The sequence below is a fragment of the Saccharothrix sp. CB00851 genome (genome assembly GCF_001905065.1).
Taxonomy (GTDB): Bacteria; Actinomycetota; Actinomycetes; order Mycobacteriales; family Pseudonocardiaceae; genus Actinosynnema.
Map to the genome: position 1 here is coordinate 133,192 of NZ_LWLC01000056.1, position 18,215 is coordinate 151,406.

The following is an 18,215-nucleotide window of genomic DNA, read 5'->3' on the forward strand; positions in this document are numbered from 1 at the left end:
CGTCAGGCCGGTGTGTTCGGGTGCGCCGTGACGAACCGGTCCACGATGTCGAGTGCCGAGACGCCGTGGACCTCCTCGACCGCGTTCGCCGCCGCGTGGCAGGTGCGCATCCGCTCGTACGGGGACAGGCCCAGCCGGCTGATGTTGACGTAGGTGCAGTTGAGCGTGAACCGGTAGCGCCGGAAGCCGGGGTCGTTGAAGATCCTCTCGCGGAACGCCCGGTTGCCGAACATCTTCGCGTGCATCGGGGTGCGGAGCGGTTTGGCGGGCGGGTCGCCGGGCAGGGTGGGGAAGACGGCGCCTGCCTCGATGAGCGGCTCCACGCGGTGGCTGTAGAAGTGGCAGAGGGTCGCCCACGGGCGGGCGTGCGGGGTGGTGGGCGGCGAGTTCGCCAGGACCGCCCGTACCCGGTCCACATAGGACTGCCGATGGGTCTGGTAGTGGTGCTCGAAGGCTGTGCGGACGGCTTCCGGGTCGTTGCACGCGTGCAGGTAGCCCTCCGCGTGGGAGCGGTAGGACACGAAGCTGCGGGTGATCGGCGGGCGGACGGTCGACGAGGTGGTCAGCATCAGTTCCACGGCGATCAGGTCCTTGCGGTCCCGGCCCTCGCGGACGGACTCGAGCATGTCGAACACCAGCGGTGTGCTGTCGGCGGCGAACCCGGCCATCAGCTCGGCGGTCTCGGGGCTGCGCACCACGTGTGCGCGGGGGTCGTAAGGCTGTTCGTGGATGGTGTTGTCGGGCAGCCACGGCGTCAGCGGCCCCTCTTCGCGTTCGTGGAGGGCGAGCAGTCGGTGCTCGGCCAACTCCCGCGCCACGTCGGGCACGTGCGTGGACGGGTGCTCGGCGAGGTACCCGCCGACGACGGTGTCGATCCGGGGTCGGACCACGCGGGTCCACGTGTCCGGATCGGCCTTCACGAACAGCCGCAGGTGCGGTCCACGACGCCAGTGGCGGGCGAAGTGCAGCCGCTCGACGTGCGGGCGCAACTGCTCGAACAGGGGCCGGACGGCGTCGAGGATCAACGCGTCCTTGTCGGGGGCGTAGTACTGGACGTGCACGCAGTGCCAGGTGTTCACAGCGGGGCCACCTCGTCGTGGAGTTGGGACAGGATCGCGGTGGTCAGGGACACCAGTCGCGCTTCGGTCGCCGCCGGCAGGCCGAGCCGGTTGCACAGCAGGTGCGTGCAGCGCAGGACGACGCACGGGACCACCGGGTCGTCGGGGCACAGGGCGCGGCCGAGTGCGGCGAAGGGGGAGAGGACGTCGGTCGGGGCGAACCCCGGGAGGCCGGTCAACGTCGTGTGCAGGGCACGGATCGAGCGCAGCCAGGCTCCCAGGGCGTCGGTCGGTTCGGGGTCGGAGCTCGCGCACGACCACAGCGACCGCGCCTGGGCGCTGTAGTGCTCGGGCAGTCGCGAGGCGCGGGGGAAGCGCGCCGACGCGCGGGCCAGGTCGGGTTCGCACACGGCGGCGGCCAGGGTCAGCATGGCCAGGGCCGCGGCGGCGCGCCGGTCGTGCGGGGTCGTCAGCAGGGTGGTGGCGATGCGGCTGGAGTCGGTGAAGTGCCATTCGACCGCCCGCAACGCGGCCCCGGTGCCGTAGGCGTGGTGCTCGGGCCGGTACTCGGCGCACTCGACCGTGTCGACCGGCCGCAATCGTCGCTGCCAGCGGGTCATGCGCTCGGCCGACGCGCGGCGACGGGCGACGACCTCGTACCGGTGCTGCGTCCAGCCGTCGGCGGGCGAGGGGTGGGCGGTCACGTGAGCGGCGCAGGTCTCGACCACGGCCGCCCGCACGCGGTCCGCGTGCCCGGTGACGCGCAGCCGCAGCCGCACGTGCGGGCCACCGTCCCAGTAGCGCAGGAAGAACCAGTCGTCGGCCTGGCCCGCGTGGACCAGGTCCTCGCACAGCGGACCCATCGCCTGCGAGATCAACAGGTCCGGGTCGCCGCGGTGGAAGACGTGCACGGCGATCCACGTCGGCTCAACCATGGCGGTCCGAAAGCTCGAAGACGAGTTCGGTGACGCGCTGCCCGTGCACGCCGTGGTGCGGGGCGTCGAGGGGATCGGGCAGCGGCTCCTCGAACACCACGACCCCCTCACGGGGCAGGGCGGACAGCGCGAAGAAGCTCGCGAAGTCCACGTAGACCGGCTTGCGGGCGCGGTCGCGGCGTCCGGCCGTGCGCGCGAAGCACCGTCGGGGCACCCCGTGCCGGTCGCGCCAGTGGGCCAGGGCCGGCAGGTCCGCGGGCAGGTCGGCGGCGTCCACCCGCCACCCGGCGCGGCCCAGCACGACCCGGCCGACCTCCAGCCGGGGGCGGCGGGCCACGCCGTCGACCGGGGGACGCCAGCCCACGTCGTCGGGGAGGGTGAACGCCGTCTGGGGCTCGCCGAACACCGCCACCAGGAACCGCAGCGCCGGCGGCAGCAGGTCGGCCACGAGCCCGCCCAGCGCCAGCGGCAGCACGGGCCGGTCGCCGGGGTCGCACAGGACCAGCCGGCCGCGTGCCGGGTCGTGCCGCACCCACAGGTCGGCGGGGGACAGCGCCGGACCGTCCGGTGGTTCCCCGCCGGGGTGGTCCAGGACGTACGGGACGGCCCGCGCCCGCTGGTTGAGCTGCGAGCCGAAAGCCGCCCGGCACTCGGCGAGCAGGACGTCGGGGTGCGCGGAGGTCCGGTCGGGCACGGCGACACCGGCGGCGCGCAGGAGGTGTTCGGTGCGGGTGACGCCCCAGCCGTAACCGGTGCGCACGGTGTTGAGCACGAACCCCGACCCGGGCAGTTCCTGGCCGTAGCAGCACACCGAGCGCGGCGCGACGACGTGCGCGGGCAGACCGGCGGCCAGTTTCGCGAGCGCCTGCGGGTCCACGGCGACGACGTCCTCGGCGCTGTCGCCGTACAGCGCGGAGAGCACGGCGCGCCGCAGGTCGACCCGGGGCCCGACCGGGCCGGGGTCGGCGCGGAACTCCCGGTACAGCGCCAGGAACGGCACCCGCGCCCGCGAGCCGAACCGGTCGCGGAAGAACGCGGCCAGCCGGAGCTTGAACCCCAGCGACCGGTCCACCGCGCCCAGGACACCGCGCACCGCGTCCAAGTCGTCGAGCACCGGCTGCCACCGGTTTCGCGCGCACGTGACGACCGGCCGGGCCAGCACCGAGTTCTCCAGCAGCACGGGCCGGTGCGCGGGCCACGGCTCACGGCCCAGGTCGGTGAGCAGCCCGTCGAGCGACGCGCGCACCAGCCGCGCCCGCTCGACGCGCTCGGCGGCAGTGCCCGGCTCCCGGTAGCCGGCGACCTGCCCGCGCAGCTCCCGCAGCCGTCGCGGCCACGGCGATCCGGCGTCGTGCGCCTCGACCCACCGGGCGAGGTGGTCGAACGGGTCGGTGGACTGGTCGGGGAACGGCCGCAGCGGTTCCAGCAGTCCCAACTCGATCAGCCCGGTCACGAAGTCGCGCTCGCCCGCGAGGTGGCGCACCAGCGATCCGGCGGTCGGTCGCGTGGTGGCGCGCACGAAGCGCAGCACGTCGAGCACCGCTTCGGCAGCGGCGACGGACACGACCCGCTCGCCGGGTGACGCGGTGAGGAACCACAGCCGGCCGCCGTCCGGGCGGACGGACGGGTTGACGCGCAGCCCCACGTGGTCCCACAGTCGCTCGGCCAGCGCGGACCACACGGCCAGCACCGCCTGCCGCTCCACCTCCGGGACGCTGAGCCAGTCGAGGTCGCCGGACGTGGTCACCGCCGGCCCGCGGTCGCACCACCCGCCCAGCCCGCTGAGGGTGAACGAGGAGTACGGGCTGGGCTTGGCCACCGCCCGCGCCAGGTACTTCGCCAGGCTCGCCACCGCGCCGGCGCCGGGCTGAGGAGCGGCGGGGTCGTCCAGCCAGGCGGCCACCGCCCGGGTCAGGTCCGGGCTGGCGGAGGCCAGGGCGAGCCGGAACGCGTCGCGCCGGGCGGCCACCCGCAGCGCCGCCAGGGCCGCCACGCGGTCCTCGGCCACGGCCCGCGTGACCTCCGCCGCCACGTCACGGCCCGCCCGCGTCGCCCACCGCTCCACCCGGGCGGCGAGGTCCGGGGGCAGTGCCCGGCGGGCCGCCCACACCCGCCCGGTCGGCCGCCTGCCCCGGAACACCGCCCGCCGCAACGCCACCAGCAGCGGCCGGTCCGCGTCGGCGCAGCGCCCGATCACCGGGTGCAGCAGGTCGGACAACGCCGAGCCTTCGGCCCGCAGCCACCGCGTGTGCGCCACGGCCTCGTCCAGCACGGCCTCCGTGCGCGGGCACCGCAGGGCGTCGAGGTCGGACACGGGCACGCCGGCCACCCGGACGCCGATCACGGCGTGCGTGCCGAACCCCGCGGTCGGGGGTTCCGCGGCAAGTGCGCTGGGCTGCAACGGTCCACTCCAGACGAAGGGAAGGGTGGGGACGCCCCTGCGGGCGCCCCCACTTCCTCAGGCGGTCGAGGCGATCCGATTACCGGGGCTCCCGCTTATCACATCCGGCCGTATTCGCATTCGCAACTGGCGCATTCGCCGGCCCTGTCACAGTCGTCGCTGGAGGCGCCGAGTTCGGTGAGCCCGTGACCCTGGGTGAAGTCCTCGGGGCCGACGGCCGGCACGACGCCGATGGTCTCCACGGCGAGGTCGTCGAGGCTGAGGACGGGCTTGGAGGCAGTCATGAGAAATCACTTCCATGTCGGTGGTTTCGTTGTGCCCGAGAGGTTTCCGGACACCGCAGCCAGTGCAGCACGGTCCTCGCCGCGTCCGCAGGTCAGTCACCCGCGCGGGTAGCGGAAGACGATCTCCCTCCGGCACGAGGGGTAATCGGGCTCGCGGTGCGGCACCGCGGGATCACCTGACAGGGCTGGAGATCGGGACACGGGCGGTCACCCCAGCCCTGTGGTCACCGTGTTGCCAGGTCGGGCCGTACCCAGAAGCAGGAATGACAGCGACCGAAGCGGTCCGGTCAGGCCCAGAGCGCCATCGGTGGCGGTGTTGGCGCCGTCGGAGTGGATGCGGGCGGTGAGGCCGGCGGCGGTGGCGGCCAGGGTGGCGCGGTGCACGACCAGGCCCGCTTCGGCTTGCTGGAGCCGGTACCAGCGGTCGCCGAAGGAGGCGTTGCCCGTGTCCTGGTCGCCCACCGGCACCACGACCGCGGCGGCCTCGGGCAGTGCCAGGCGGGTGTTGGGGCGCAGGCGGTGGAGCGGGATGTCGGCGGTGCCGCCGGTCGCGACCAGCCCGCCGGTCCCGTGGTCGTACCGGTAGGCCCCGGCGGGGATGCCGGAGATCCGCCGGACGAGGACGTACGGGGTCAGGGTGACCGGGGCGGCGGCGCTGCCGGGCAGGTCGCCGGGGTATCCGGTGGCGCAGTGGGCCAGGATCGCGGCGAGGGTGCCCGCGGTGATGGGGCGGGGCAGGAAGCCGCTGTCCGGGGACCCTCGCGGCGCCAGCCCGTCGCTCAACCGCACGGCGCGGGGAGCGGGAAGGCGCACGACCGGACCATGCGCGGCCGGTGGCGGTGGTGGCAGGACGCCGGGTTGTGGCCCGGCCGCCGCCGCGTGGAGCGCGGTCAGCAGCGGCAACCGGTCGACCACGCTGGGCGGCGGGTGTTCCCCCGTCCGCACGGACTGACCGGGCGGCTGACCCGAGGTGGTGGCCGTGCCGCAGGTGAACGCGCCCAACACGCCTTCGCGCGCCGGGTCCAGCCCCAGCAGCCACTGGCAGACCGCGTCGTCGAACCGCCAGTGCACGGCCGTGTCCACCCCCAGCCGCTCGCCCAGCACCAACGCCTGCGCGCTGAGCACGCCGACCTCCTGGCACTGCAAGCGGTAGGCGTACTCGCGGTACTTGAACCCGTTGCGCCAGAACACCGCCGAGAGCACGACCACCACCTCGGGCACACCGTCCGGTGGTCGGTCCAGCGCCCCGCGGAGCAGCGGCCGGTGGTCGCCCGGTCGGACGAGGTCGAGGGCGTGGTGGGCGGCGTCGTAGTGGTAGAGCCCTTCGGTCAGCGCGATGTACGCCTCGATCGGGTACAGCGCACCACCCGACGGTGCGGGCCGCTTGAGCCGCACCGCCTTCGGACCGCTGCCGTGCGACCACTCCGCGCGGGTCACGCCGAGCAGGCCGCGCAGCAGGTCGCCCGGCAGCGACGGTTCCCGCCACGGCAGCACCACCCGGCCGTCGGGCGGGTAGCGCTTGTACCCCGGCGGCGCGGCGCTCCAGTCGACGTCCTCGCGTCGGCGTTCGGCCAGCGCTCGCAGGTAGCGCCGGGCCGCGTCACCCGGCACGAAACCCGGTGGGGTTTCCGTGGTGACCACTCGTGATTCGGACACGACTGCTCCCGGGGGTGCTCAGGGGAACGGGTGCGGGTGCGGGTTGAGCGGTCCGGGCGGGTGGCCGAGCAGGCGCGGCACGGTGTGCAGGCGCGGCAGGCCGTGCGTGCGGCGGTAGCGGTGGCCGAAGGTCATCGGCAGCGTGCCCGGCACGATCACCTTGGCCGCGGCGAAACCACCCGCGCGCTGCTCGGGCGCGGTGATGTCGACGGCGATGACGTCCAGGCCGGTGCCGAGGTAGCGCCCGACGAGTTCGGCCAGGTCGTCGCCGAGGTCGTGGTGGACCGGCCAGGCGGTGGCCGCCCGGAGTCCCGACAGCGTCAGCCGGGTCTCCCCGTCCAGGAAGGAGAATCGCTCCGCCGTGCCGGGGTGGCCGTAGAGCAGGGCGTGGTCGGGCATCTCCTCGACCTCGTCGGCGTCGGCGAGCATCCGGGCCGCCTGGTCGACGTCGAAGCCGCTCATGCGGCTGCCGATGCCGGCGGCGGCATCGGTGAGGGCGGTCAGCAGGGCGTGTTCGGGGTCGGGATGAGCGGCGGCGCTGAGCGCGTGCCGGGGGACGTCGGGGCGGTCCAGCACGTCGATGCCGAGCACCATCACCGCCGGCACCCGTTGTTCCAGCGTGGTCGAGTAGGCGGACATCGCGTAACCGCGGCGCTGCCGCACGAACTCGGCGATCACCGGGATGCGCTTGTCCCGCGCCGAGTCCAGGTCGAGGGCGGGCACGGGCAGCCGGGCGTACCAGGTCATCAGGAACGCGTCGCGTTCGGCGATCTCCAGCAGCCCGTGCAGGACCGCCTCCTCCAAGCACCCGCCCAACGCGCACCCGTTGGAGCACTCGTAGACCAGTCGGGTGTCCTGCGATCGTGAGCGTGGGCCGTAGTAGGCGTAGCTCTCCGGAACCAGGATCGGTTCCGAGCGGCCGAACGAGAAACCCCAGACCCAGGCCAGTGGTCGCGCGGGGTGGAAGCGCGCGAACGGGAACCCGGGCCGGTCGTACCAGTCGTCGGGGTACAGGCCCAGCTCGCGCGGGTCCAGCGCCCGGTCCGCGATGTCGTTGTAGGGCGCGGTGACCGCGGTGCGGCGGCCCAGGGGCCGGTGGTTGCCGTACCGCTCCAACGCCTCGGTGATCGCGGTGAGGCGCGCGGTGCGGAAGTCCGACGCGCGGCCGTAGCCGTGCCGGGACTCGCTGCCCGCCCTCGGTGGCCCCAGGCGGGCCGCGGCGGTGGGGATGCCGTGCGGCGCGTCCGCCGACAGGGAAGCGATGACCCCGGTCATCTGGTCCACATAGGACTCGACGAGCTCCGGCCGGCGGTCGCCGAGTCGGGTGGTGCGCAGCGTGCGGGGGTCGGTCTTGGGCAGGGGGCGGCGGCTGATCACGGCGGCGGACGCGTCGTCCGCGGGTCGGGTACCGCAGTCCGGGCACAGCGGATCGGGCAGCAGCACGTGCCGGGTGAGCAGGCCCGTGGTCAGCGACAGCACCAGCACGGCGTCCCGGGTGCGGCCGTCGGACCGGGCCAGCTCGTCCAGCATGACCTCGACCACCGCGTGCGCCGCGACCGTCGTGACCAGCGGGTGCTCCACCGGGTCGGCACCGAACTCGCGGCGCAGCGCGGCCCAGCCCTCCCGATCCGGCCGGTTGGCCTCCCACCGGCGCTCCGCACAGGTGTCGCAACCGGGAACACCCGGCCGAACGAGCGGACCGATGCGGACGTGCGGCCCGTCGACCCGCACGGGCAGCCAGGTCGAACCCGCCACACCACCCGCTCGCACGCACTCCTCGCCCAGTGCGTTGGCCATCGCGAGGCGCAGCGCTTCCGAGCCGAACACGCCCACGCTCGTCCGCGTGGTGGCGTCGGTCAGCAGGTCAGTCACCGTCCACCACCACCCGCACCAGGCAGGGCACGCGTTCGCGCACGGCGTCATCGACCACCAGGGGCACGGCCGCGGGCGAGTGGCCGGCGCGGCGCAGCGCCGCGGCCAGGGCCCGACAGCGCGGGTCGTCGGCCGCGGGGACACCGTCACCCTCGGCCACCCACCGCGTGATCACCGGCTCCACCTCGCACTGGCGGTGCAGCAGCACGCGTTCCAGTCCGTCACGCAGCGCCTCGGCGGTCGTGGCCGCGCAGGTCACGACGCAGTCCCCGGCCACCCGCAACCGGAAGGCGGGCACGCCCAGCACGTCACCCAGGTCCGACACCACCACGGGCTTGCCGCCGGCGCGCAGCAACCGCACCAGCTCGGCCGCCCGCTCGTCACCCGAAGACCGCACGACGGTGTCGGGGTCGCACGGCCGGCCCGGCTCCGGGCGATCGGCCAGCAGCGCCTCGCAGTGCGCCCGCAACCCGGCCGCGACCGCGTCACCCCACGACCGGCCCGCCGCCACCCCGACCGGCGCGCGGTACGGGGCACGGGCCGCGACCGCGGGCAGCGCGCACGGGCGGCCCGTGAGCAGGTCGACGCCGGCACCGCCCCGGCCCATCAGGCTGCCGTACGTCGCCAGCGCCGCCAGCACGGCGTGCGACCGGGACCGCTCGCGGTCGAAGCCCCAGCCCACCACCACCGGCAGCGGTGCCCAGGGCGGCAGCACCGACTCCGGGTCGGACACCGTCGCCCGGCACACCGCCAGCGGCACCTGCGGCAGGTCGTCCTCGTCCAGCCGCCGCAGCACGCCCACGCGCTCGTCGACCAGCCGCTCGTCCGCCCGGTCCTCAGGCGCGACCGCGGGGACGACATCGCTGAACGTGTAGGGGAGGGGCCGGTGCGTGCGGGCCGACAGGGTCCGCAGGTCGATCCGCGTCAACACCGGTTCCGCGGCCTCGTCCGCCGTCCCGGTCAGGTGGTGGAAGCACGACAACACCACGTGCGCCGCGATGATCCCCGGCACCGGCCCGGTCACCAGGTCGTCGTCCCCGCCGCGCAGCGCCCCCAGCCGCCGCAGGCACGACATCGCGACCCGTCCGGGTGGCCCGACCGCCGTCACCCACGCCTCGTCACCAACCACCAGCACCTGTCCGACCGCCCGCGCACCGAGAGGCACCACGTCGTCCGGCCGGTCGGACACGCGCAGCAGCAGATCGGCGTCCGACGGCGATCCCACGTCCACGACGACGTCCTGCGCGGCGTCCCGCACGGCACCGCGCGCCACCGCGCGCAACCCGTCGACCTCGGCGGCGTCCGTCCACACCGCCACCCGCCGCCACCCGGACCGCAACCCCGCTTCGAGCACCGCCGCCAGCACGGGACCGCCGCCTGCCAACGCCACGCGCGCCGACCGCAACCGCTCGAACCGGTGCTCGGCTGAGTCCGCGCCGTACCGCAGGAACGCGATCTCCGGCGCGTACTCCCGCTGCTCGTCCGCGCTGAGCGAGTGCGGCCGGTCCTCCCGCGCGTCCACCAGCAACCGCTGTTCCACCAGCGACCGGACCAGGTGCTCGACCACGTCCCGCTGCTCGTCGCGCAACGGCGCCACCAGGTCGGTCAACGCGTGCTCGCCGGTCAGGAACGGGGCCAGCCGGTCCAGCCACTCGTAGCTCGCCCCACCGGTCAGGGTGCACGCACCGGCGGAGCCGCGCACGTACACCCCGTCCGGGCTCTTGACGTACCGCACGTCGGCACGAAGCCGTGGTCGCATGCCGAGTCCTTTCGCGACAGTGGTGCGCTGCTCCTCGAACGTAACCGACGTCCGCCGGCGCGACCGGTGCTCGAAGCGTGACGAGCAACCACGGTCGAGTGATGACGACACGTCACCGGCGAGCACCCGCGCGAGTTGGCCCCTGCCACCCCAGGATGAACCGGGCTCCCGGTGTCGGGGGGCGGTGTTAGATTCGCCGACGTGTTCAGCAGAATTCCGGCCGTGGTGGCGGTCGTGGTCGCGCTCGGGGCGCCCGCGCCGTCCGAGCCGCTGCTGCCGGATCTGAGGCAGGCACCCGTCGGCTGCCGTGGTGGGACGACCGTCGAACCGGCCGAGTGCCGTGACTGGGACGTGTGCCTGGTGGCCGACGCGTCCAGTCCCACGGGACCGTGCCTGGAGCGCGGGCCGGCCGCCGCGGTGCGGTTGCGGTTCACCAGCGCCGTCGACAACGTCGGCGATGGGCCACTGGTCATCTACGCGCAGCGGTCCGCCGACGAGCCCACCATGCGGGCGCGACAGGCGGTCCAGTCCGGTGTGGACGGTGCGGTTCCGGCCTCCTACGACGAGGCGCAGCGGGACCTGCCGGCCACCGTGTACTACGAACCGGCCGCCACCCACGAACACTGGCACCTGCTGGACTTCGAGCACTTCATGCTGCGCACCCACGACGGAGGCACGGTCGTCACGGACCGCAAGAACGGTTTCTGCCTGGGCGACCGCTACCGGACCGCCGACGACCCGCCCGCGCGCCCGAAGGACCCGGACAGCGTGGCAGGTCAGCTGGCGAAGTTCCTGCGGGTCAACATGTGCAAGCGCCACAAGCCGTCGGTGTTGGCGGTGAAGCAGGGGATCTCCGTGGGATGGGGTGACGACTACCGTCACGACGTCGACTTCCAGTGGCTGGATCTCACCCACGTGCCGTCGGGCGTGTACGACGTGGTCAACGTCGTCAACGCCGACCGCGGCCTGGTGGAGAAGGACTACGCCAACAACGCCTCCTCCATCGCGATCGTGCTGTACTGGCCCGGGGGTGCGCGCAACCCGCCGGAGGTGATCACCGAACCGCCGCTGGTGCGCCTGATCCGCAGCTGTCCGGGCCAGGAGCGTTGCGCCCGGCCGCGGCCACCGGTCCCCTGACATGCCGCGGTACGCGACAGCCCTGGTGGCCGTGCTCCTCGCGGTGACGGCACCGGCCGCGTCGGCGTCGGGGGCCGACGACACCACACCACCCACCGCGCCGGGCGACCCGCGCGTGAGTGACGTGACTTGCGAAAGCGCGATGCTGTCGTGGACGGCGTCGACCGACGACGTGGGTGTGGCGCACTACGACGTGTACCACGACGGCCAGCACCTGACATCCGTTGCCGGCACTGAGCTTTCCGCCCACCTCACCGTGGTACCGGGAGCCGAGTGGGGCCTCTACGTCAACGCCCGCGACGCGGCGGGCAACGTCTCGCAGGCCGGCCCGACCGTCACGGTCCGCGTGCCGCAGTGCGAGACCGACACCGAGCCTCCCGCACCGCCCGCCGCGGTGAGTGCGACCGCGCGGGGCACGGCGGTCAGCGTGACGTGGACGGTGGCCACCGACGACACCGCGGTCACCGGCTACGAGGTCCTGCGCGACGATGTCCGGGTCAGCCGGGTCTCCGGTCGCACCACGACCTACACCGACAGCGGCCTGGCGCCCACCACCCGCTACGAGTACCGCGTGGTCGCGCGTGACGCCCGGGGCAACCGTTCCCAGGCAAGCGCGCCGGCCGCCGTCACGACCGGTCCGGCGTGCCTCACGGCCATCTGCGCGGTCACGCCGGTGGCAGCCGACGACCTGCCCTGGGGCCTGACGACCCTGCCCGACGGCACGGTCCTCTACAGCCGCCGCGACGCCTTCGACATCGTCCACGTCGACCCCGCCACGCGCACCAAGACCACCGTCGGCACGGTGCCGGGCGCGTCCGGAACCGATGGCGAGGGCGGCGTCATGGGCATCGCCGTCGCCGCCGACTTCACCACCGACCCGTGGCTGTACGTCATGCACTCCACCGATACCGACAACCGCGTCGTCCGCCTGCGCTACACCGACGGGGTGCTCACCGGCAGCCCGCAGGTCCTGATCAGCGGCATCCCGCGCAACAAGTACCACAACGGCGGACGGTTGCGCTTCGGCCCGGACGGCAAGCTCTACATCGCCACCGGCGACGCCCAACACCGCGAGTCGGCCCAGGACCGCGACAGCCTCGCCGGCAAGGTCCTGCGGATCGACCCGGACGGGACGATCCCGCCCGACAACCCCTTCGGCAACGCCGTGTGGAGCTACGGCCACCGCAACCCCCAGGGCCTGGCGTTCGACTCCCGAGGACGGTTGTGGGAACAGGAGTTCGGCAACAACGCCATGGACGAGACCAACCTGGTCGTGCGCGGCGGCAACTACGGCTGGCCCCGCTGCGAAGGCACCTCGGGCAACTGCGACGAACCGGGCTTCCTCGCCCCGAAGCACACCTACCCCACCACCGAGGGGTCGTGCAGCGGCATCGCCATCGTCCACGACGCGCTCTACGTGGCCTGCCTGCGCGGCGCCCGCCTGTACCGCCTCCAGATCACCGACGACACCCTGACCGCGCCGGAACCCCACCTCCACGGCACCCACGGCCGCCTGCGCACCGTCGAACCGACCCCCGACGGCCACCTCTGGCTGACCACGAGCGCCAGACGCCACCCGTCCCATGTCGAGGGCAATGACCACCTCCTCCACGTCACCCTCGGCACCGGCTCGTAGTACGTCCGGCACCGGTTGTTCGCGGACCTGTTGCCCGCGGTGCGGGTGGCCGCTCGAACCGGCTGGGCTTGAAAGCCTCGCAGCCTCAAAGCCTCAAAGAGTCCTCGCCGGACGGGCAGATCAGCAGGATGACATCCCCCGGTGCCGTTCGGGGTTTCGTTGCGTCGGGAACTGCTGTTGGGTTGGTGGTACCGGGTTTCGTGTCATCCCACCGACCTCCCTCCGGGCTACCACACGCGTCAAGGGGGCGGTTCCAGCCCGACGCGCCGGTCATGCCGAGAGGTGCCCCCTTGACACGTGCGGTAGGGCTGCGCCAGGTCGGCGGGATGACACGAACCCCTACCGGTGAAAAGCGGAAGCGCATCGCGGCCGCACCGCCCCGGCGCCGTTCAAACCCCCGGCTCGTCGGCGACCCCTGCAAGGCCTGGTAGTGGTGCTCGTCCGGGGTCGGTTCGGGTGGCGCTCGCCCACTGGTCTACGGGAACAGCGTCATGGCCGGGTCGGTGCCGATGGCGATGAGCTGCTCGACGGTGAACGGGGGTTCGGGGACGGTCGGTCCGCCATCGCCGTGTGTCGTGGCGACGTTCTCCGAGTGGATCCGCAGGTAAGTGCCGTCCACGCGGATGATCTGCACCTGGTGCTTGCGGGTGCCGCGCTTGTACTCGAACGTCTCGGTGAGGATCTTCTCCCCGCGTGGTCCGGTCACTTCGGCGCAGTCGACCCGGTCGGGGGTGCCCTCCTCGTCGCACGGCGGGTTCAGCGTGGGGGTGAAGGGGACCCTGGTCTCGAACCCGATGTTGCCGTCACCGAGTGGTGTGCGGGCGGTCGCCCAGGCGTGGAGGGTGGCCCGGATGTCGCAGACGGACACGTCGGGGTAGGCCGGCTCGACCGTCTGGTAGAACTCCAGCGGACCTCGGGGTGTGCCCTGCGGGAACATCGCGTTCGCCACGAGCTGTACGTCCGGACGCTGTTCCCGCACGGCCTCCGTGGCGGCTTGGGTGAGGCGCCCGGCGGCCTCGGCGACGGTGTCCAGGTCGCCCTGCGCGCACCGCGGTGGGGGCACCGGGTCCGGCATCGACGGGAGCGTCGTGACCAGGTCCGCCGGAGTGGGTCCGGACGGTTGTGGCGTCGAGTCCCGTGGTGTCGTGGTAGACGTCGGGGGTGCCGAGCCGACGGTCACGCCACCGTTGTCGCCCCCTGTCATCGAGTACGCGGCCACACCGGTCAGCAGCACCACGGCCACCCCGGCGGCGACCGTCGGGTGCGTGACACGGCGAAGCCGGGCCGCGCGGCGGCCGCGGACGATGACCGCGTCCACGTCGACCGTGGACGGCGGCACCTCCCCGATCGCGTCGTCGAACAGTTGCTTGTCCATCACGCACCTCTCGCTAGTCGGACTGCGCTGCCCTGGCGCGCAACGTGTCGAGCCCTCGCGCGGTCTGGCTCTTCACGGTGCCCACGGAGCAACCGAGGATCTCGGCGGTCTCCTCCACCGAGAGATCGCAGTAGAGGCGCAACACCACCGCGGCCCTGCGCTTGGGCGGCAGCCCGTCGAGCAGGTCGAGCAACTGCGCCCGGCCGACCACGGCGAACTCCTCCGCCGTCGGCAGCTCGGGCAGCTCCTCCACGGCCTGCTCACGACGCCACGGCCTGCGCTTCTCGTCCAGCCAGGTGCGCAGCAGCGCCTTGTGGACGTACGCGTCGATACCAGGTGTCCCGCCGACCCTCGGCCAGTGCCGGTACAGCTTGCTGATGGTGATCGACACGACGTCGTCCGCGGTGTGCCAGTCCCGGCACAGGAGGTACGCGGTGCGCCGCATCGCCTCCATCCGAGCCGTCACGTACTCGCGGTACGTGTTCTCCTCGGCGCGTTTCACCCCGGTGACCTCCTGTGTTGTGCTCTACAACACCAGGAACGCGTTCCGGATGCGGCGAGGTTGCCTCCAGTCGAGAGGAAATATTCCAGCCGAGGTCCACTGAGCCGAGGCGGATCACCGTGGGCGCCGCCCGCCGCCTAGACCCGGAGGATCGCGGCGAGCTTCCTGGCGAAGCGGCCGCCTCGGGCGACGGCGATGGCCGCGAACACCACGACCAGCCACGGCACCAAGGCCGCGCTCCTTCCTCCCGTCGCCACCGCGAGGACCATCACCGACAGGAACACCAGGATGCCCAGCGCGAAGCTGAGCCCTCGCCAGAACCTCGTTTCGGACCTGCTGTTGAAGAAGTAGAGGATGGCGAATCCGACGACCGAGAACGTGAACACGAGAGCCACCTGCAACTCCAGGGACGTGGCCAGCAGTTGCCTCGCTCTCGTGGAGTTCGCCGGAATCTCCGCCTCGGGGTTGAAGAGGTAGTACTTGAACCCGCTCCCCCTGGCCCAGATCGGGGCGGTCAGCGTCGCGGACACCAGGCAGGCGACCCCGCCGAGCGGGTGTTCCCACAGGAAACAGGCCAGCAACCCGCCGGTGAGGACCACCGACGCGATCGCGTGCGGCAGGGTGACCGTGCGCAGCCACCAGGGTGAACCCACCGCGAGGATGAACATGATGAAACTCGCGACCGCCCAGGTCTTCCGGGCGTGCTCGGTGCCTCCCGCGATGCTCAGCAGGTACTCGACCACCCAGTGCCCCAGGCACTTCGCCTCGCCATGCCTGCGTCGGGTGGCGCGGCGGCCGCACGAGGTCCCCGCATCCTCGTCGGCGGACCGCACGTAGGTGCAGGAGAACCCGAGCGTCCTCATCAGGACACCTCGAACGACTGGGTGGACGGCAACTGGCTCGCGCGTGCCGCGACCACTTGCTTGTGCAGCCACCGGATCGCCGCGCGGCGGCTGGACTGCCAGACCTTCCACCACGGGCCGTCGGTCAGCGGCACGGAGAACCACCTCTTGAGTTCGTCCACCGAGACAGCGTGCTTCGCCACTTCCTCGATCACCCTGCGGCGGCGGCGCAGGAGCAACCTGCCGACGATGTTGCCGACCATGCCGAGCCCGAAGACGGCCACCAGGGTGATCGCGAGCCACTGCGGGAGGAAGGACGGGTCCTCTTCCGGCTTCTCGGCCAGGATGTGCATGAGCATGCTGGTGAGACCGGTGGCCAGTACGGCCAGGTAGACGGCCCCGATGAAGTAGGAACGGCGGATCGTGCGACTCAGCGAGTCCCGCATGATCTCCGCCCATCCGGAATTGTTGACGAGCCACAAGGACCACTTGCTGAACCGGTCCCACTCGCTCGGCAGGAACTCCCGGTGCCGGCCGTCGCAGCCGTTGCGGTCGGATGCGACGAGGATCTCGTGCCAGGAGTGGCTCAGGTCGTCGTAGCCGAGCTCGAAGTTCGGGCGTCCTTCTTCCCAGTCCTGGAAGAGCTTGCGGTCGAACGGCAGCCAGTGGAAGCTCTTGCCGTAGCCGGGATCGCCCCAGTGGCGCACCAGCGCTTCCCTGCTGGGCACCCGGTTGACCACGGTCTCGACGCTCATCCGGTTGAAGTCGTCGACGGTCTGGGTGCAGTTGCTCAGGATGGTTTCCCGTGAGTCCTTGGCTCCGGCCCTGGCGGCGGCCACGATGAACGGGTGGTGCGCGGACGTGATGGCGTTGACGACGAGCGGGTCGAACTGGGCGCCGCAGTCGATGACGACGCAGCTGGCGCCCTGCCGGAGGCCCCGGTCGAACGCCGCGTCGAGGATCTGCCGGCACACCGCGTTGGAGCGGCGGTCCTTGATCTCGGCCACGAGGTTGAACACGAACAGCTTGTCGCTGGTGCGTGCGGCGGGCAGCAGGAGGATCTTCCCGCAGTCGAACCGCTTGAGGTATTCCGGTGTGACGTCGAGCAGCTTGTCGTTGAGGTGACGTTGCTGGGTGCGGGTCGGTTCCTTGGAGAACGCCGCCACGTGGTCGGCGAAGGTGCGGATCGACCCGATGTCGACCTTGGCCCGCTGGCACCACTCGCTGGTGCCGCCGTGCTGGGCGATGTCGGCGTCGAGGTAGAGCACGGTGTTGCCGGACTCGGCCAGCAGTTCGGCCGTCATCATCGCCAGCGTCGTCTTGCCGACCCCGCCGGACGTGCCGACGAACGCCCAGCTGGGCAGGGGAGGCTGGTACGGGCCGGGGGTCGGCAACGGGATGCTCCAATCCGAGCCCTGGGCGGCCACGTGCAGCGACGGTGTCTGGTTGTCCCGCGTTTCGCGGCGTACCAGGTCGCGGATCTCGGACATCAGCGCGGTGACGTTGGCCCGGTGGTCGCCGTTGTCGAGACCGCGGTCCAGCACGGTGAGCACCGCCGTGGTGAAGTGGCCGTTCCCCTGTCGGTCGTTCTCCCGGGCCACCTCGTTGGGGCCGCACGCGGAGATCACGACCCGGCCGTGGCCCTCCATGCGCAGGAAGTCGTCCGTCGCGTCGACCGCGCCGCCTTTCGCGCCGATGGAGAAGCCGCGGCTGTCGCCGGCGAAGGCGCCGCTGAAGCAGGTGTCCAGCATGACGAGCAGTCGCCGTGTCTTGATCCTGTGCAGCAGCGCCCACACCTGCTGGACCGGGAACGCCGAGGCCAGTGGCTGGTCGATGTCCGCGTCGTGGGGGAGCAGGAACGTCGACCAGCCGCGGTCGCTGTCCGCGCTTTCACGCAGGTCGGACATGCCGTGCCCGGACCAGTAGATCAGCACGGGCTCGTCGGCGTCCTTGACGCGCTCGTTCAGGCCGACCTCGAGTTCCCAGTGGATGTCCCGGCGCGTGGCGGCCTGGTTGGTGAGCGTGACGACCTCGAAACCCGCGGACTTCAGTCGTTGGGAAACCTCTTCCGCGTCGTTGACGGCGCATTTGAGTGAGGGAATCCGTTTCGCGGCGTATTGGTCGATACCGACCACGAGGGCGTGCGGCACTGTTCCTCCAAGCGGGTCGACAGGGGATCGACGGAGCTAGCGACGTCCGATGGTCATCCCGCCGGGTTCCGGGTCGTCGTGGCGCTCGCGACTCGACTTGGCGAGTCGCGCAGCCAGCCGCTCCGCTTCTTCGGACGAATACCCCTCGATCGATACTGATTCGCCCTCGATTTCGAAGCGGTGCACCTTCCCCCGGTGCCTGCGGAGGAACGCCACGACCGTTCCCCCGACAGCCGTCCACGCGGCGGGGTTCTCGGCCGTCGCCACGATGATCTCGGCCAGTGCCGAACGGGCGACGCCTCGCGGGACGCGAAATCCCTCTGCCGCCAGGTGCTCACGGAGGTCGTCGACGAACTCGCCCGGCAGCGTGATGGCCAGTTCCGCGGAACCGTCGACCGACACCAGCGTGAACGTGGTGACGCCTTCTGCGTCGGTCGCTCGTCCGTCGTCTCGGATGATCAATGATCTCTCCGACTTCTCTCCGTGAGCCGTGCTGAACCGGTCGTGGGTGCTCGACCTCGGCCGGACGGCCGTGCCCCCACTTTCGCGGCTCTGGGTTCAGAACCCGCCCAATCTGCGTTGAACCGCCTGGTCACGTTCGGTACACA

The 18,215-nt window shown here is 72.2% G+C and carries 14 protein-coding genes; 2 read left to right on the plus strand and 12 right to left on the minus strand.

Features of this window, described 5'->3' with window-relative positions; all coding sequences use genetic code 11:
* Positions 1 to 2 precede the first annotated feature (2 nt).
* The 7 genes from A6A25_RS37800 to A6A25_RS37830 all read right to left on the minus strand — a co-directional run bounded on the left by A6A25_RS37800 (position 3) and on the right by A6A25_RS37830 (position 9,965).
* Positions 3 to 1,079, minus strand: a complete 1,077-nt coding sequence (locus tag A6A25_RS37800) for a thiopeptide maturation pyridine synthase (RefSeq protein WP_073898678.1) — start codon at positions 1,077 to 1,079, stop codon at positions 3 to 5.
* Complete coding sequence (locus A6A25_RS37805; protein ID WP_073898680.1) at positions 1,076 to 1,993, minus strand: lantibiotic dehydratase C-terminal domain-containing protein; 918 nt, start codon at positions 1,991 to 1,993, stop codon at positions 1,076 to 1,078. The genes A6A25_RS37800 and A6A25_RS37805 overlap by 4 nt, the downstream gene beginning before the upstream one ends.
* A complete protein-coding gene (locus A6A25_RS37810; protein WP_073898682.1) occupies positions 1,986 to 4,394 on the minus strand; it encodes a lantibiotic dehydratase in 2,409 nt (802 codons plus the stop codon). Before A6A25_RS37810 ends, A6A25_RS37805 begins: the two co-directional genes overlap by 8 nt.
* Before the next feature lie 98 nt (positions 4,395 to 4,492).
* Complete coding sequence (locus A6A25_RS37815; protein WP_073898684.1) at positions 4,493 to 4,678, minus strand: hypothetical protein; 186 nt, start codon at positions 4,676 to 4,678, stop codon at positions 4,493 to 4,495.
* 207 nt (positions 4,679 to 4,885) lie between these two features.
* A complete protein-coding gene (locus tag A6A25_RS37820; protein WP_083668988.1) occupies positions 4,886 to 6,334 on the minus strand; it encodes a SagB family peptide dehydrogenase in 1,449 nt (482 codons plus the stop codon).
* Positions 6,335 to 6,352: 18 nt separating this feature from the next.
* Positions 6,353 to 8,206 (minus strand): TOMM precursor leader peptide-binding protein, encoded by a 1,854-nt coding sequence (locus tag A6A25_RS37825; RefSeq protein WP_073898688.1) that lies wholly within the window; start codon positions 8,204 to 8,206, stop codon positions 6,353 to 6,355.
* Complete coding sequence (locus tag A6A25_RS37830; RefSeq protein WP_143193680.1) at positions 8,199 to 9,965, minus strand: hypothetical protein; 1,767 nt, start codon at positions 9,963 to 9,965, stop codon at positions 8,199 to 8,201. Before A6A25_RS37830 ends, A6A25_RS37825 begins: the two co-directional genes overlap by 8 nt.
* Before the next feature lie 201 nt (positions 9,966 to 10,166).
* On the opposite strand from A6A25_RS37830, the gene A6A25_RS37835 reads away from it, so the two are divergent.
* Both A6A25_RS37835 and A6A25_RS37840 read left to right on the plus strand, forming a co-directional pair.
* Entirely contained in the window at positions 10,167 to 11,102 is a 936-nt protein-coding gene (locus A6A25_RS37835) for a lysyl oxidase family protein (protein ID WP_073898692.1), read from the plus strand.
* 1 nt (position 11,103) lies between these two features.
* Positions 11,104 to 12,738: a PQQ-dependent sugar dehydrogenase gene (locus A6A25_RS37840; protein ID WP_083668990.1), complete on the plus strand. Its 1,635-nt coding sequence runs from the start codon at positions 11,104 to 11,106 to the stop codon at positions 12,736 to 12,738.
* Between the two features lie 475 nt (positions 12,739 to 13,213).
* Here the strand turns inward: A6A25_RS37840 and A6A25_RS37845 are convergent, their stop codons facing one another.
* The 5 genes from A6A25_RS37845 to A6A25_RS37865 all read right to left on the minus strand — a co-directional run bounded on the left by A6A25_RS37845 (position 13,214) and on the right by A6A25_RS37865 (position 18,009).
* Positions 13,214 to 14,113: a hypothetical protein gene (locus tag A6A25_RS37845; RefSeq protein ID WP_073898694.1), complete on the minus strand. Its 900-nt coding sequence runs from the start codon at positions 14,111 to 14,113 to the stop codon at positions 13,214 to 13,216.
* 13 nt (positions 14,114 to 14,126) lie between these two features.
* Complete coding sequence (locus tag A6A25_RS37850; protein WP_073898697.1) at positions 14,127 to 14,615, minus strand: SigE family RNA polymerase sigma factor; 489 nt, start codon at positions 14,613 to 14,615, stop codon at positions 14,127 to 14,129.
* A gap of 137 nt (positions 14,616 to 14,752) precedes the next feature.
* A complete protein-coding gene (locus tag A6A25_RS37855) occupies positions 14,753 to 15,478 on the minus strand; it encodes a hypothetical protein (protein ID WP_073898699.1) in 726 nt (241 codons plus the stop codon).
* A complete protein-coding gene (locus tag A6A25_RS37860; protein WP_073898701.1) occupies positions 15,478 to 17,607 on the minus strand; it encodes a caspase family protein in 2,130 nt (709 codons plus the stop codon). Before A6A25_RS37860 ends, A6A25_RS37855 begins: the two co-directional genes overlap by 1 nt.
* 36 nt (positions 17,608 to 17,643) lie before the next feature.
* Positions 17,644 to 18,009 (minus strand): effector-associated constant component EACC1, encoded by a 366-nt coding sequence (locus tag A6A25_RS37865; protein WP_143193681.1) that lies wholly within the window; start codon positions 18,007 to 18,009, stop codon positions 17,644 to 17,646.
* Positions 18,010 to 18,215 lie beyond the last annotated feature (206 nt).

Bases quoted from the DNA above. Each gene is read 5' to 3' on its own strand.
- A6A25_RS37830 (WP_143193680.1), bottom strand. From the start codon at position 9,965: ATGCGACCACGGCTTCGTGCCGACGTGCGGTACGTCAAGAGCCCGGAC.
- A6A25_RS37815 (WP_073898684.1), bottom strand. From the start codon at position 4,678: ATGACTGCCTCCAAGCCCGTCCTCAGCCTCGACGACCTCGCCGTGGAG.
- A6A25_RS37845 (WP_073898694.1), bottom strand. From the start codon at position 14,113: ATGGACAAGCAACTGTTCGACGACGCGATCGGGGAGGTGCCGCCGTCC.
- A6A25_RS37805 (WP_073898680.1), bottom strand. From the start codon at position 1,993: ATGGTTGAGCCGACGTGGATCGCCGTGCACGTCTTCCACCGCGGCGAC.
- A6A25_RS37855 (WP_073898699.1), bottom strand. From the start codon at position 15,478: ATGAGGACGCTCGGGTTCTCCTGCACCTACGTGCGGTCCGCCGACGAG.
- A6A25_RS37840 (WP_083668990.1), top strand. From the start codon at position 11,104: ATGCCGCGGTACGCGACAGCCCTGGTGGCCGTGCTCCTCGCGGTGACG.